This window comes from Streptomyces sp. AC512_CC834, assembly GCF_019049325.1.
In the GTDB taxonomy this organism is placed as follows: Bacteria; Actinomycetota; Actinomycetes; order Streptomycetales; family Streptomycetaceae; genus Streptomyces.
This window is the reverse complement of record NZ_JAGMUO010000039.1, coordinates 13,955-28,671: the sequence shown is the minus strand read 5'-3', so window position 1 is coordinate 28,671 and position 14,717 is coordinate 13,955. Positions and strand designations below refer to the sequence as shown.

The window sequence follows — 14,717 nt, the reverse complement described above, 5'->3', positions numbered from 1 at the left end:
CGCCCAGCGGGGGATCCCATGACCGCGACCGCGCAGCCCCGGAGGAGACGGGAAAACATGTCTGCCTGCGTCCCCGCCCGCGCCGATTCGGCCCGGACCAAGCACGTCCACCCACCCCACAGCCCGCCGCCCGGCGGCCCCCGGCGCTTCCGCGTCGCGGGCGCCGACCTGTCGGCCTCGATCGCGGTCTTCCTGATCGCCCTGCCCCTCTCGCTGGGCATCGCCCTCGCCACCGGCGCCCCCCTCCAGGCCGGCCTCGTCGCCGCCGCGGTGGGCGGGATCGTCGCCGGACGGCTCGGCGGCTGCCCGCTCCAGGTCAGCGGCCCCGCCGCCGGACTCACCGTGGTCACCGCCGACCTCATCCAGCACTACGGATGGCGTACGACCTGCGCCATCACCATTCTCGCCGGGCTCGCCCAACTGGGCCTGGGCTGCCTGCGCGTGGCGCGCTCGGCGCTCGCCGTGAGCCCCGCCATCGTGCACGGCATGCTCGCCGGCATCGGCGTCACCATCGCCGTCGCCCAGCTCCACATCGTCCTCGGCGGTACCCCGCAGAGCTCCGTGCCCGCCAACCTGATCGCGCTGCCCGCCCAGTTGGCACACCCGCGCCCCGCCGACCTGGCGGTGAGCGTGCTGACCCTGACCCTGCTGCTGCTCTGGCCGCGCGTCCCCGGCCGGGCCGGACAGCTTCTGGGCAAGCTCCCCGCCGCCCTGATCGCCGTCGCCGGCGCCACCGCGGTCGCCTCGCTCGCCGGGCTCCGCCTGACCAAGGTCGACCTGCCGTCCTGGAGCAGCCACGCCCTGGCCACGCTGCCGGACGGTCCGGTGCTCGGGCTCATCGCCGCCGTCCTCACCACCACGCTGGTGTGCAGTGTGCAGTCCCTGCTCGGCGCCGTCGCCGTGGACAGACTGGCCGCCGCCCGGCCGGGTCCGTCCGGCCACGTCAAGCGCTCCGACCTCGACCGCGAACTGCTCGGGCAGGGCGCCGCCAACATCGTCTCCGGGTCCCTCGGCGGGCTGCCCATCGCCGGTGTGGCCGTGCGTAGTTCCACGAATGTGGCGGCGGGCGCCGTCAGCCGGAACTCCACGATGCTGCACGGCGTTCTCGTAGTGATCGCCGCACTGCTGATGGTCCCGGCCCTGGAGCTGATCCCGCTCGCCGCGCTCGCCGCCCTGGTCATGGCCGTCGGCATCAAGATGGTCTCGCTGAACCACATTCGCACGGTGACCCGCCACCGTGAGGTGCTGGTCTACGCGGTCACCACCTGCGGCGTGGTGTTCCTCGGCGTCCTGGAGGGCGTCGCGCTGGGCATCGCCGTCGCCGTCGGCGTCGCCCTGCACCGCCTGACCCGCACCCGGATCACACACGACGAGTCGGAGGGAGTCCATCACGTACATGTACGTGGCCAGTTGACGTTCCTGGCCGTGCCGCGGCTCAGCCGGGTCCTGCACCAGGTGCCCCATGGGGCGGACGCCGTCGTGGAGCTGGACGGGTCGTTCATGGACCACGCTGCGTACGAGTCGCTGCAGGACTGGCAGAGGACGCACACCGCGCAGGGCGGTTCCGCGGACATCACCGGCCGCCGGCCCGGCACCCGGATCTCCGAACCGGCCGAGATGGACGGCTGCCGCTGCCGCCCCTGGACACCTTGGCGCAACCACCAGTGCGAACGCACCCCGGCCTCACCACCACCCGGTACGGACCGGGAGGGCGCCACCGGAGGGACCCCCGGCACAGCGAGCCACCCGACCGGCACGACCGGCCCGGCCGGCACGACCGGCCCGGCTGGCCCGACCCGCCCGGGCGCACCTGGCACTCCCGGCGCAACCAGTGCATCTGGCGCACCCGGCACACCTGGCGCAACCAGCACACCCGAGCGAGAGGCACAGTCAGGCGGGCCCGACAGACCCAGTGACCCCAGCGGGCCCGGTGACCCCAGCAGGCCTGGTGGTCTCAGTGGCCCCAGCGGACGCGAACTCGCCCGTGGCATCAGCGCGTTCCAGCGCAACACCGCCCCGCTGGTGCGCCGTGAGCTGGCCCGGCTGGCCCGGGAGGGACAGCAGCCCTCCCAGCTCTTCCTGACCTGCGCCGACTCGCGGGTGGTCACGTCGATGATCACCTCCAGCGGCCCCGGCGACCTCTTCGTGGTACGCAACGTCGGCAACTTCGTTCCGCTGCCCGGCGCGGAGAGCGGCGACGACTCGGTGGCCGCCGCGATCGAGTACGCGGTGGACGTGCTGAAGGCGCGGTCCATCACGGTGTGCGGACACTCCGGGTGCGGGGCGATGCAGGCGCTGCTCAGCGCCGAGCCCGCAGGCGCGCGGACGCCGCTCCAGCGGTGGCTGCGGCACGGGTTGCCGAGCCTGGAGCGCGTGCCCGAGGGCGAGGACGCGGGTGAGGACGGGGACGAACGCGCCCGGCCCCGGCTCGCCGGACGCGGGCCGGCCGACGCGGCCGAGCGGCTGTGCCTGGCCAACGTGGTCCAGCAGTTGGAGCACCTGCGCGCCCACGAGTCGGTGTCCCGGGCACTGGCCGCCGGGGACGTGGAGCTGCACGGCATGTACTTCCACGTGGGCGAGGCCCAGGCGTATCTGCTCTCCGAGGACGCCGGAGACGGCGTGTTCAAGCTGGTGCTGGAGACCGATCTGACCGCCTGAGCGGTCCCGGAGCCGGGGCGCGGGGAGTGTGAGGGGCGTTACAGCCTCTGAACCCCGCGCCTTCGGCATCCGTGGGTACGGATGACCACGGAGCACGAAGGACGCACAAGGCGCGCAAGGACGTATGAGACACGCGGCCGCCAGACAGGTCTAAACCAGTTGCCCGTCGACCCTTGTCATCGGCCCCCCGGGTCTGATGAGCTGTGGCCTGGGACACAACGGACAACCCTGAGAAAGGGAGATGTCGTGAGCAACGAATCCTTGGCCAACCTGCTCAAGGAAGAACGCAGGTTCGCACCCCCCGCCGACCTGGCCGCGAACGCCAACGTCACGGCAGAGGCGTACGAACAGGCCAAGGCTGACAGGCTCGGCTTCTGGGCCGAGCAGGCCCGCCGTCTGACCTGGGCGAAGGAGCCGACCGAGACGCTCGACTGGTCGAACCCGCCGTTCGCCAAGTGGTTCAAGGACGGCACCCTGAACGTCGCCTACAACTGCGTGGACCGGCACGTGGAGGCCGGCAACGGCGACCGCGTCGCCATCCACTTCGAGGGCGAGTCCGGCGACGGCCGCGCCATCACCTACGCGCAGCTCAAGGACGAGGTCTCCAAGGCCGCCAACGCCCTGCTGGAGCTGGGCGTGCAGAAGGGCGACCGGGTCGCGATCTACATGCCGATGATCCCCGAGACCGCGGTCGCGATGCTGGCCTGCGCCCGCATCGGCGCCGCGCACTCGGTCGTCTTCGGCGGCTTCTCCTCGGACGCGCTGGCCACCCGCATCCAGGACGCCGACGCCCGCGTCGTCATCACCGCCGACGGCGGATACCGGCGCGGCAAGCCGTCCGCGCTCAAGCCCGCCGTCGACGAGGCCGTCGAGCGCGCCGGCATCGTCGAGCACGTGCTCGTCGTCCGCCGCACCGGCCAGGAGGTCGCCTGGGACGACGCCCACGACAAGTGGTGGCACGAGACCGTCGACCGGCAGTCCGCCGAGCACACGCCCGAGGCGTTCGACGCCGAGCACCCGCTGTTCATCCTGTACACGTCCGGCACGACGGGTAAGCCCAAGGGCATCCTGCACACCTCCGGCGGCTACCTCACGCAGACGGCGTACACGCACTGGGCCGTCTTCGACCTCAAGCCGGAGACCGACGTCTTCTGGTGCACCGCCGACGTCGGCTGGGTCACCGGGCACTCGTACATCGTCTACGGCCCGCTCGCCAACGGCGCGACGCAGGTCATGTACGAGGGCACCCCGGACACCCCGCACCAGGGCCGGTTCTGGGAGATCGTGCAGAAGTACGGCGTGACGATCCTCTACACGGCGCCCACCGCGATCCGGACGTTCATGAAGTGGGGCGACGACATCCCCGCGAAGTTCGACCTGTCGTCCCTGCGCGTCCTCGGCTCGGTCGGCGAGCCGATCAACCCCGAGGCGTGGATCTGGTACCGCAAGAACATCGGCGCGGACAGCACCCCGGTCGTCGACACCTGGTGGCAGACCGAGACCGGCGCGATGATGATCACACCGCTGCCGGGCGTCACGGACGCCAAGCCGGGCTCCGCCCAGCGCGCGCTGCCCGGCATCAGTGCCACCGTCGTGGACGACGAGGCGAACGAAGTGCCGAACGGCGGGGGCGGCTACCTGGTCCTCACCGAGCCGTGGCCGTCGATGCTGCGCACCATCTGGGGCGACGACCAGCGGTTCATCGACACGTACTGGTCCCGCTTCGAGGGCAAGTACTTCGCGGGCGACGGTGCCAAGAAGGACGACGACGGCGACATCTGGCTGCTGGGCCGGGTCGACGACGTGATGCTCGTCTCCGGCCACAACATCTCCACCACCGAGGTCGAGTCGGCGCTGGTCTCCCACCCGTCGGTCGCCGAGGCGGCCGTGGTCGGCGCGGCGGACGAGACCACCGGGCAGGCCATCGTGGCCTTCGTGATCCTGCGCGGTACGGCGGCGGAGAGCGAGACCCTCGTCGCCGATCTGCGCAACCACGTCGGCACCACCCTCGGCCCGATCGCCAAGCCCAAGCGGATCCTGCCGGTGGCGGAGCTGCCGAAGACCCGCTCCGGCAAGATCATGCGGCGCCTGCTGCGCGACGTGGCGGAGAACCGGCAGCTCGGGGACGTGACGACGCTCACCGACTCGACGGTCATGGACCTCATCCAGACGAAGCTCCCGGCGGCGGCGAGCGAGGACTGAAGCACGCGGACCGAGGGCACCCGGCGTCGCACACACGCCGGGTGCCCTCGCCATGTGTGCGCAGCCCACGGCCCGGGTGCGAGCCCTCGCCATGTGCGCAGCCCGCGGCCCGGGTAGGCTGGGGAGGACGTAAGAGACTCATCAAGATCCTCATGGTGCGCCGGGAAGTCTGGTCGGCATGCATTCCGTGCTGCCCACCCACCGGAGGTTCTCCTCGTGACCGCGCCCCGCACCCCCCGCACCGCCCGCAAAGCCTTCGGGCGGCTGTCCCTCCCGGAGCGGAACTACGTCGCGGAGGCGCTGCGCACCGAAACCGTCGGCGGTGTCCTGCTGCTCCTCGCCGCGATCGCCGCCCTGGTGTGGACGAACATCCCGGCGCTGCACGACAGCTACGAGAGCGTCAGCGACTTCCACTTCGGGCCCGGCGCCCTCGGCCTCAACCTCTCGGTCGCGCACTGGGCCGCCGACGGGCTCCTCGCGGTCTTCTTCTTCGTCGCCGGTATCGAGCTCAAACGCGAACTCGTCGCCGGTGACCTGAAGGACCCCAAGGCCGCCGCGCTCCCGGTGGTGGCGGCGCTGTGCGGCATGGCCGTACCGGCGGTCGTCTACACCCTCACCAACAGCGTCGGCGGCGGCTCCCTGTCCGGCTGGGCCGTGCCGACCGCCACCGACATCGCCTTCGCGCTCGCCGTACTCGCCGTCATCGGCACGTCACTCCCGAGCGCCCTGCGCGCCTTCCTGCTGACACTCGCCGTCGTCGACGACCTGTTCGCGATCCTGATCATCGCGGTCTTCTTCACGGACGGCCTCAACTTCGCCGCGCTCGGCGGCGCGGTCGCCGGCCTCGCCGTCTTCTGGCTGCTGCTGCGCAAGGGAGTGCGCGGCTGGTACGTGTACGTCCCGCTCGGCCTGGTGATCTGGGGCCTGATGTACAACAGCGGCATCCACGCCACCATCGCCGGCGTCGCGATGGGCCTGATGCTGCGCTGCCACACGCGCGAGGGCGAGGACCATTCCCCGGGCGAGCGCGTCGAGCACCTCGTGCGTCCGCTGTCGGCGGGCCTGGCCGTGCCGCTGTTCGCACTGTTCAGCGCGGGCGTGGCCATCTCCGGCGGGGCGCTGGCCGACGTGTTCACCAAACCGGAGACCCTCGGTGTCGTGCTCGGGCTCGTCGTCGGCAAGACGCTGGGCATCTTCGGCGGCACCTGGCTGACCTCCCGCTTCACAAGAGCGTCGCTCAGCGACGACCTGCAGTGGGCCGACGTGTTCGCGGTGGCGACCCTGGCCGGCATCGGGTTCACCGTCTCGCTGCTCATCGGCGAGTTGGCCTTCGAGGGCGACGCGACGATGACGGACCAGGTCAAGGCCGCCGTCCTGACCGGCTCGCTCATCGCGGCTGCCCTGGCGACGGTGCTGCTGAAGATACGGAACGCCAAGTACCGGGGGATGGTCGCGGAGGAGGAGCGCGACGACGACCTCAGCGGCGTCCCGGACGTATACGAGGAGGACGACCCCGCCTACCACCTGCGCGTGGCCGCCGTCTACGAGCGCAAGGCCGCCGAGCACCGCCGGATCGCCGAGGAGATGGAGTCGGCGCGGCTTGCCGAAGTGGCGGGCGGGGCAGGCGATGAGGGCGGCGGTCCGGCATGATCTGACGAGACGGTACAAAAGACGGGACCGTACGCAGTCGAACCGAACCCGGGCCGGACCGAACACGACCGGCCCCGGGACGACGCCACGGAACCGTACGCAGATGAGCCAGCAGAAAAGCCAGCAGAAAAGGGAGAGACCGCGATGAGCGCACCCGACGGCAGCCCGGTCGGCGCCGAACACAGCATCGGCCGGCTGTTCGCCTCGGCGACCACCGAAATGTCGGCGCTCGTGCACGACGAGATCGCGCTGGCGAAGGCGCAGCTCAGGCAGGACGTCAAGCGCGGGGCGACGAGCGGCGGCGCGTTCTCCGCCGCGGGCCTGCTGCTGCTCTTCTCGCTGCCGATGCTGAGCTTCGCGCTGGCCTACGGCATCCGGACCTGGAGCGGCTGGAACCTCGCGGTCTGCTTCCTGCTGTCCTTCGCGGCCAACGTCCTGGTCGCGGGCCTCCTCGCGCTGATCGGCGTCGTCTTCGCGAAGAAGGCCAAGAAGGGCCGCGGCCCGCAGAAGGTCGCCGCCTCGGTGAAGGAGTCGGCGGGCGTACTCCAGAACGCCAAGCCGCACCCGCGTCCGGAACTGCCCGCGGACCGATCCCCCGAAGCGATCGAGGCTGTGGCACGCTCGTCCTCATGACGGGCTCCACCACCCCTTCGGGGCAATCCCCCTCGGCGCAGCACCCCAACCCCACCTCGGTCGTACGGCTCGGCATCCCGGGCGGGCCCGAGGTGACCCACCGGGACGTCGCGGCCAACGGCGCCCGCTTCCACATCGCCGAGCTGGGTGACGGGCCGCTGGTGCTGCTCCTGCACGGCTTCCCCCAGTTCTGGTGGACCTGGCGGCACCAGCTCGTCGCGCTCGCCGACGCCGGTTTCCGCGCGGTCGCCATGGACCTGCGCGGCGTCGGCGGCAGCGACCGCACCCCGCGCGGCTACGACCCCGCAGGTCTCGCCCTCGACATCACCGGCGTGGTCCGTTCCCTCGGCGAGCCGGACGCCGCGCTGGTCGGCCACGACCTCGGCGGCTACCTGGCCTGGACGGCCGCCGCGATGCGGCCCAAGCTCGTACGGCGGCTCGCGGTGTCCTCGATGCCGCACCCCCGGCGCTGGCGCTCGGCCATGCTCGGAGACGTCCGCCAGAGCCGCGCGGGCTCCTACATCTGGGGCTTCCAGCGCCCCTGGGTCCCCGAGCGCCAACTGACCGCGGACGACGGCGCGCTGGTCGGCCGGCTGCTCCACGACTGGTCGGGGCCCCGGCTGCTGGACGACGAGGCGGTGACGGCGTACCGCCGCGCCATGTGCATCCCGTCCACGGCGCACTGCTCGGTCGAGCCGTACCGCTGGATGGTGCGCTCCCTGGCCCGGCCGGACGGCATCCAGTTCTACCGCCGGATGAAGCGGCCGGTGCGCGTGCCGACGCTGCATCTGCACGGCTCGCTGGACCCCGTGATGCGGACGCGGAGCGCGGCCGGGTCCGGACAGTACGTCGAAGCGCCGTACCGCTGGCGGCTGTTCGACGGACTCGGACACTTCCCGCACGAAGAGGATCCGGTCGCTTTCTCGACCGAACTGATCAACTGGCTGAAGGATCCCGAACCCGATCGGTGACTGACCGGTGACTCACCGATCACTGATCGGTCACCGAACGGACGCACCCGGTATCCGAACCGGAACGCTTGTCCTATGAGCGGCCACTTGCCCGGCGCATAGGCCAATTGGGGGCCCTGGGAACGGTTATCGACCTTGGGGCGGGGGCACACGTCCGGGTATGGGCTGGACGCACGACTACAGTGACGTAGCACGCGACGGCCGCTCCACGAGCGGCGTGAGCAGCACCCACCGACGAGGCGGCACCCCGCAACTTGCGGGTGCGGACCTACGGGTGGGCATTCCGCGCATCCTGCGCCGCCGGGCCCGCTGGGTCTCCGTACGCCTGCGCCATCCACGCACCTGAGCGCACCCGAGCCGCCCGGCCGACTCCCACGTGACCGACGTGGCCGACGTGGCCGACGTGGCCGACTCCGGGACCTCTAGAGCGCGCAGCTATCGCTGTCCACCTGCTGGTTGGCGGTGCGGCCCTTGCTGATGTCCTCGCGGATCTCGTCCGCGGTGAGCGCGTAACCGGTGTCGGGGTCGTCCAGGGACTTGGCGAAGACCACGCCGTACACCTCGCCGTCGGGCGTCAGCAGCGGGCCACCGGAGTTCCCCTGCCGGACGGTCGCGTACAGCGAGTACACGTCTCGGGCCACGGTGTCGCGGTGGTAGATGTCCGGTCCGTTGGCCGTGATGCGCCCGCGTACCCGCGCGGCGCGGACGTCGTACGCCCCGTTCTCCGGGAAGCCGGCGACGATCGCGTCGTCGTCGCGGCTCGCGTCCTCGTCCTCGTCCGTGAACCGCAGCGCGGGCGCGTCCAGTTCCGGCACGTCCAGTACGGCGATGTCGCGCCGCCAGTCGTAGAGGACGACCGTCGCGTCATACTTCCGGCCCTCCCCGCCTATCTGCACCGTGGGCTCGTCGACGCCGCCCACGACATGGGCGTTGGTCATCACGCGGCGGTCGTGGAAGACGAAGCCGGTGCCCTCGAGGACCTTGCCGCAGTCGGGGGCGGTGCCCATGACCTTGACGATGGAACGCTTGGCGGTGGTGGCGACCGGGCTGTTCGCCAACGCCGGGTCGGGTGCCGGCACCGGGGGGCTCGACTCGTCGGAGAACGGGTTGAAGACCTGCGGGAGGCCGTCCTCCGCGAGGACCGAGGTGAAGCTCTCGAACCAGGAGTTGGCGTCCGCGGGCAGTACTTCCTGCACGCCCGCCAGCACCGTGGACTGCCGTACTTCCTTGCCGACCGTCGGCATCGTGGTCTGCGCGATGGCGGAGCCGAGCAGCCAGGCGACCAGGAGCATGGCGACGACGTTGACCAGGGCGCCGCCGGTGGCGTCCAGGGCGCGGGCCGGGGACCACGTGATGTACCGGCGCAGTTTGCTGCCCAGATGGGTCGTCAGGGCCTGGCCGACGGAGGCGCACACGATGACGATGACGACCGCGACGACGGCGGCGGTCGTGCTCACCTCAGCGTTGTCCGTCAGCGCGTCCCAGACGACCGGCAGCAGATAGACGGCGACGAGCCCGCCGCCGAGGAAGCCGATCACGGACAGGATGCCGACGACGAAGCCCTGGCGGAAACCGACGATCGCGAACCAGACGGCGGCCAGCAGCAACAGGATGTCCAGCACGTTCACTGATTCAAGCCTCGCCTTGTCGTCTGCGGTACGCAGGCCACCCTGTCATGCGCGCCAGTCCAGCGGGACGTGCTTCTCCCGGTCCCAGGGCCGCTCCCAGCCCGCGAAGTGCAGCAACCGGTCGATGATGCCGGCGGTGAAGCCCCACACGAGCGCCGATTCGACCAGGAATGCCGGACCCCGGTATCCGCTGGGATGGACGGTGGTCACCCTGTTGGCCGGATCCGTGAGATCCGCCACGGGGACCGTGAAGACCCGCGCGGTCTCATTGGGATCGACGACGCCGACCGGGGTGGGCTCGCGCCACCAGGCCAGCACCGGCGTGACGACGAAGCCGCTCACCGGGATGTAGAGCTTGGGCAGGACCCCGAAGAGCTGTACGCCGGCCGGGTCGAGGCCGGTCTCCTCCTCGGCCTCGCGCAGGGCGGCCCGCAGCGGCCCGTCACCGCGGGGATCACCGTCCTCGGGGTCGAGGGCGCCGCCCGGGAAGGCGGGCTGGCCGGGGTGGGAGCGCAGGGAACCGGCCCGCTCCATGAGCAGCAGCTCGGGGCCGCGACCGCCCTCGCCCCCACCAACGCCCGCACCCGCACCCGCGAGCTCGGCGTCGCTCTCGCCGTGACCGTGGCTGTCGCCGTCGCCGTCGCCGTCGCCGAAGAGGATCAGGACGGCGGACTGACGGCCGGCTCCGTCCGCGGGCGGCAGGAAGCGGCTCAGCTCTGTGGGACGCACCGTCTCGACGGCCCGCACCACCGGGTCCAGCCAGCCGGGCAGACCCTCCTTGCCGAGAATCGCGCCCCCAGTGTGGCCCTGCGTGTCGCTCGCCCGTGTCATCTCCACCCCCGTCCTGCCGATTCCAACGCCCGACGCCCCCGAGATCGTTCCGTCACCCGGCCCCCAGCGGCGGCGCCGGCTTCCCGCCCGCGTCCAGGTACGCCTGCGGGGGCTTCAGACGCTGGCCGGGGAAGCCGCCCTTCTCGTACTTCAGCAGCTTCTTCGCCTTCTCCGGGTCCGTCTCGCCCTCGCCGTACGCCGGGCAGAGCGGGGCGACGGGGCAGGCGCCGCAGGCCGGTTTGCGGGCGTGGCAGATGCGGCGGCCGTGCCAGATCACGTGATGGGAGAGGTCGGTCCAGTCGCTCTTCGGGAAGAGCGCTCCGACGGCGGCCTCGATCTTGTCCGGGTCGGTCTCCTCGGTCCACCGCCAGCGGCGCACCAGGCGCTGGAAGTGCGTGTCCACGGTGATGCCGGGCCGGCCGAACGCGTTGCCGAGCACGACGAAGGCGGTCTTGCGGCCGACGCCGGGCAGCTTGACGAGGTCTTCGAGGCGGCCGGGGACCTCGCCGCCGAAGTCCTCCGCGAGGGCCTTGGACAGCCCTATGACGGACTTGGTCTTCGCCCGGAAGAAGCCGGTCGGGCGCAGGATCTCCTCGACCTCCTCCGGGTTGGCGGCGGCCAGGTCCTCGGGGGTGGGGTACTTGGCGAACAGCGCGGGCGTCGTCTGGTTGACCCGCAGGTCGGTGGTCTGGGCGGACAGGACCGTGGCCACGACGAGCTGGAACGAGTTCTCGAAGTCCAGCTCCGGGTGGGCGTAGGGGTAGACCTCGGCGAGTTCGCGGTCGATACGGCGGGCGCGGCGGACCAGTGCGGTGCGCGACTCGCCGCGCGGGGGCTTCGCGGCGACGGTCTTCGCCGGTGCGACGCCCTTGACGGCGGCGGTGGCCTTCTTGGGGGCGATGGCGGGCTTCTTCGCGGGGGCCTGCCTCTTCAGAGGCGCGGCCTTCTTCGCCGACGCCGCCGTCTTGTCCTTGGCGGGTGCCGCCTTCTTCTTCCTGGCGGGTGCCGCCTTCGTGTCCTTGGCGGGTGCCGCCTTCGTGGCGGACTCCGGGCTCTTCGCGGCGGTCTTCTTCACGGCATCCTTCTCCGCAGTCACCCTCTTGGCAGGCACTGCCCTCTTTGTTGCTTTCGCCGGTTTCCTACCGCCATCGGGACCCTGTTCGCCCACAGCGGAATCGCGACGTACACTCACCCGCGCAACCCCCTCGGCCTGTGCTCTCACCGGCGATTTGGACACCCGGCCAGCGTACGACCCGGCACCGACATCCGCCCCGGACCCCGAAGATCGGCGCCCAATTGGACCCCTGCCGCATACCTCCGGACATCAGTACGGCATCCTTGTGACAGATCACACTGTTTGGACTGTCCGGCAAAATGGGCACCACGGACCCCTGGTACACCGGGGGAACAAGATCCTCTGAGCCGGTCGACAAGGAGAGAACTCGTGGACGACGTTCTGCGGCGCAACCCGCTCTTCGCGGCGCTCGACGACGAGCAATCCGCGGAGCTCCGCGCCTCCATGAGTGAGGTGACCCTCGCCCGCGGCGACACCCTGTTCCACGAGGGGGACCCCGGAGACCGCCTCTACGTGGTCACGGAAGGCAAGGTCAAGCTCCACCGCACGTCCCCCGACGGGCGCGAGAACATGCTGGCCGTCGTCGGCCCCAGCGAGCTGATCGGTGAGCTGTCGCTCTTCGACCCGGGCCCGCGCACGGCGACCGGCACGGCGCTGACCGAGGTCAAGCTGCTCGCCCTCGGCCACGGCGACCTCCAGCCCTGGCTGAACGTCCGCCCGGAGGTGGCCACCGCGCTGCTGCGTGCCGTCGCGCGCCGTCTGCGCAAGACCAACGACGCCATGTCCGACCTGGTCTTCTCGGACGTCCCCGGCCGTGTCGCCCGCGCCCTGCTGGACCTCTCCCGCCGCTTCGGCGTGCAGTCGGAGGAGGGCATCCACGTGGTGCACGACCTGACGCAGGAGGAGCTGGCCCAGTTGGTCGGCGCGTCCCGCGAGACGGTCAACAAGGCGCTCGCGGACTTCGCGGGGCGCGGCTGGCTCCGGCTGGAGGCCCGCGCGGTGATCCTGCTGGACGTGGAACGGCTCGCAAAGCGCTCCCGCTGACGCCGGAACCTCGGCGGGCACCGGGCCGCTGGATCGGCGGCCCGTGTCCGCCCAGCTAGATCAGTCCGTGCTCGCCCAGGTACTCGAGCTGCGCCCGCACCGACAGCTCCGCCGCCGGCCACAGGGAACGGTCGACGTCCGCGTACACGTGGGCGACGACCTCGTCCGGGGTCCGGTGGCCGTCCTCCACCGCCGTCTCGATCTGAGCGAGGCGATGCGCGCGATGAGCGAGGTAGTACTCCACGGCGCCCTGGGCGTCCTCCAGGACGGGCCCGTGGCCCGGAAGCACCGTGTGCACCCCGTCGTCGGCCGTGAGCGACCTGAGCCTGCGCAGCGAGTCCAGATAGTCGCCGAGACGGCCGTCGGGGTGGGCCACCAGCGTCGTACCGCGGCCCAGGATCGTGTCGCCCGTCAGGACCGCCCGGTCGGCCGGTAGATGGAAGCACAGCGAGTCGGCCGTGTGCCCAGGGGTCGGTACGACCCTCAGCTCCAGGCCGCCGACCCCGATGACGTCACCGGCGGCCAGCCCCTCGTCGCCCAGCCGCAGCGCCGGGTCCAGCGCCCGTACGTTCGTACGCGTCAGCTCGGCGAAGCGCGCGGCGCCCTCCGCGTGGTCCGGATGACCGTGCGTCAGGAGGGTCAGCGCGACGCGCTTGCCGGCCCGCTCGGCGGTGTCGACGACGTGCCGCAGGTGGGTGTCGTCCAGCGGACCCGGGTCGACCACGACGGCCAGGTCGGAGTCGGGCTCGGCGAGGATCCAGGTGTTCGTGCCGTCCAGGGTCATCGCCGAGGCGTTGGGGGCCAGGACGTTCACCGCGCGCGCGGTGGCCGGTCCCGTCAGGACACCACCCCGCGGCTGTCCGGGCAGTGCGGCTGCGTCCGTCATGCGGGGGCTCCCCCGGTCGGGTCGGATGGTGTCGCCGGCGCCTGCGCCGTACTCGGGACGTGTTTGGTGAACTCGTCGTGTCCCGGCCAGGACAGGACGACCTCGTCGCCGGACAGCCGGGCCCGGGCCAGCACGGGCGTCATGTCGCGGCCCGGAGCCGACGCCAGCGCCTCGGCCGCCGTACCGCACGCCGCGAGACCGCGCAGGGTCGCGACGGTCGGCGGCATCATCAGCAGCTCACCCCTGTCGTAGCCGGCCGCGGCGTCCGACGGCGTGATCCACACCGTGCGGTCGGCCTCCGTGGAGGCGTTGCGGGTGCGCTGCCCCTCGGGGAGGACGGCCACGAAGAACCAGGTGTCGTAGCGCCGGGACTCGAACTCCGGGGTGATCCAGCGCGCCCACGCGCCCAGCAGGTCGGAGCGCAGGACGAGGCCCCTGCGGTCCAGGAACTCCGCGAAGGACAGCTCGCGGTCGACCAGGGCGGCCCGGTCGGCCTCCCAGTCCGCGCCCGTGGTGTCGCCGACCACCGAGTCCGCGGTCGGGCCGGCGAGCAGGACGCCCGCCTCCTCGTACGTCTCCCGTACGGCCGCGCAGACGATCGCCTGGGCGCCCGCCTCGTCGACCCCGAGCCGGTCCGCCCACCACGCGCGCGTGGGGCCCGCCCAGCCGATGGCGCGGTCGTCGTCGCGCGGGTCGACCCCGCCGCCCGGATAGGCGTACGCGCCCCCGGCGAACGCCATGGAGGTGCGGCGGCGCAGCATGTGGACGGCGGGGCCGGTGCTCGTGGTGGGACCGGTGCCCGCGCCGGAACCGGTGCCCGCGCTGGTGTCCGTGCCCGCGCCGGCGTCCGTGCCGAGGCCTGCGCCCACGCCGGGATCCGTGCCCGCGCCGGGGCCTGCGCCCAGGCCGGTGCCTGTGCCCGCGCCGGGATCCGTACCCGGGCCGGGGCCGGGGCCTGCGCCCGCGCCGGGATCCGTACCCGCGCCGGGATCTCTCAGGAGCATGACGGTGGCCGCGCGCTTCGGGGTAACCGGCGTGAGGGTGCCGTCCGCCAGCGCGCGGATGCGATCCGGCCACTCCGGCGGATACCACTGACCGTTTGCCCGACCACTCGCCCGATCGTTCCCCATGGCCGGAGG

General features: G+C 71.9%; 12 protein-coding genes. 7 read left to right on the top strand and 5 right to left on the bottom strand.

Features of this window, described 5'->3' with window-relative positions:
• Positions 1-57 precede the first annotated feature (57 nt).
• From KUM40_RS16580 to KUM40_RS41360, 6 genes are all read left to right on the top strand, one after another.
• On the top strand, positions 58-2,658 hold the full coding sequence (locus KUM40_RS16580; protein WP_217166743.1) for a SulP family inorganic anion transporter: 2,601 nt from the start codon (positions 58-60) through the stop codon (positions 2,656-2,658).
• Between the two features lie 246 nt (positions 2,659-2,904).
• Entirely contained in the window at positions 2,905-4,860 is a 1,956-nt protein-coding gene (gene acs, locus KUM40_RS16575) for an acetate--CoA ligase (protein ID WP_217166742.1), read from the top strand.
• Positions 4,861-5,076: 216 nt separating this feature from the next.
• Entirely contained in the window at positions 5,077-6,510 is a 1,434-nt protein-coding gene (nhaA, locus tag KUM40_RS16570) for a Na+/H+ antiporter NhaA (protein ID WP_217166741.1), read from the top strand.
• A gap of 144 nt (positions 6,511-6,654) precedes the next feature.
• Positions 6,655-7,143 (top strand): phage holin family protein, encoded by a 489-nt coding sequence (locus KUM40_RS16565; protein WP_217166740.1) that lies wholly within the window; start codon positions 6,655-6,657, stop codon positions 7,141-7,143.
• The gene (locus KUM40_RS16560; protein WP_217166739.1) at positions 7,140-8,114 is read left to right on the top strand and encodes an alpha/beta fold hydrolase; all 975 of its coding nucleotides are present in this window, start codon (positions 7,140-7,142) and stop codon (positions 8,112-8,114) included. The genes KUM40_RS16565 and KUM40_RS16560 overlap by 4 nt, the downstream gene beginning before the upstream one ends.
• A 160-nt stretch (positions 8,115-8,274) precedes the next feature.
• A complete protein-coding gene (locus tag KUM40_RS41360) occupies positions 8,275-8,460 on the top strand; it encodes a hypothetical protein (RefSeq protein WP_078582024.1) in 186 nt (61 codons plus the stop codon).
• A gap of 76 nt (positions 8,461-8,536) precedes the next feature.
• Here the strand turns inward: KUM40_RS41360 and KUM40_RS16555 are convergent, their stop codons facing one another.
• The 3 genes from KUM40_RS16555 to nth are packed head-to-tail and all read right to left on the bottom strand — an operon-like array spanning position 8,537 to position 11,648.
• Positions 8,537-9,742 carry a MarP family serine protease gene (locus tag KUM40_RS16555; RefSeq protein WP_217166738.1) on the bottom strand — a complete coding sequence of 402 codons (1,206 nt, stop codon included), beginning with the start codon at positions 9,740-9,742 and terminating at the stop codon, positions 8,537-8,539.
• A 45-nt stretch (positions 9,743-9,787) separates the two neighbouring features.
• On the bottom strand, positions 9,788-10,573 hold the full coding sequence (locus KUM40_RS16550) for a CoA pyrophosphatase (protein WP_217166737.1): 786 nt from the start codon (positions 10,571-10,573) through the stop codon (positions 9,788-9,790).
• 52 nt (positions 10,574-10,625) lie between these two features.
• On the bottom strand, positions 10,626-11,648 hold the full coding sequence (gene nth, locus KUM40_RS16545; protein WP_308401167.1) for an endonuclease III: 1,023 nt from the start codon (positions 11,646-11,648) through the stop codon (positions 10,626-10,628).
• Between the two features lie 369 nt (positions 11,649-12,017).
• Between nth and KUM40_RS16540 the strand changes: the two genes are divergently transcribed.
• The gene (locus KUM40_RS16540; protein ID WP_064729047.1) at positions 12,018-12,692 is read left to right on the top strand and encodes a Crp/Fnr family transcriptional regulator; all 675 of its coding nucleotides are present in this window, start codon (positions 12,018-12,020) and stop codon (positions 12,690-12,692) included.
• A 55-nt stretch (positions 12,693-12,747) separates the two neighbouring features.
• Here the strand turns inward: KUM40_RS16540 and KUM40_RS16535 are convergent, their stop codons facing one another.
• Together KUM40_RS16535 and KUM40_RS16530 are read right to left on the bottom strand one after the other, a co-directional pair.
• Positions 12,748-13,578, bottom strand: coding sequence for an MBL fold metallo-hydrolase (locus tag KUM40_RS16535; RefSeq protein WP_217166735.1), 831 nt, complete (start codon positions 13,576-13,578; stop codon positions 12,748-12,750).
• A complete protein-coding gene (locus KUM40_RS16530; RefSeq protein WP_217166734.1) occupies positions 13,575-14,708 on the bottom strand; it encodes an NUDIX hydrolase in 1,134 nt (377 codons plus the stop codon). The genes KUM40_RS16535 and KUM40_RS16530 overlap by 4 nt, the downstream gene beginning before the upstream one ends.
• Positions 14,709-14,717 lie beyond the last annotated feature (9 nt).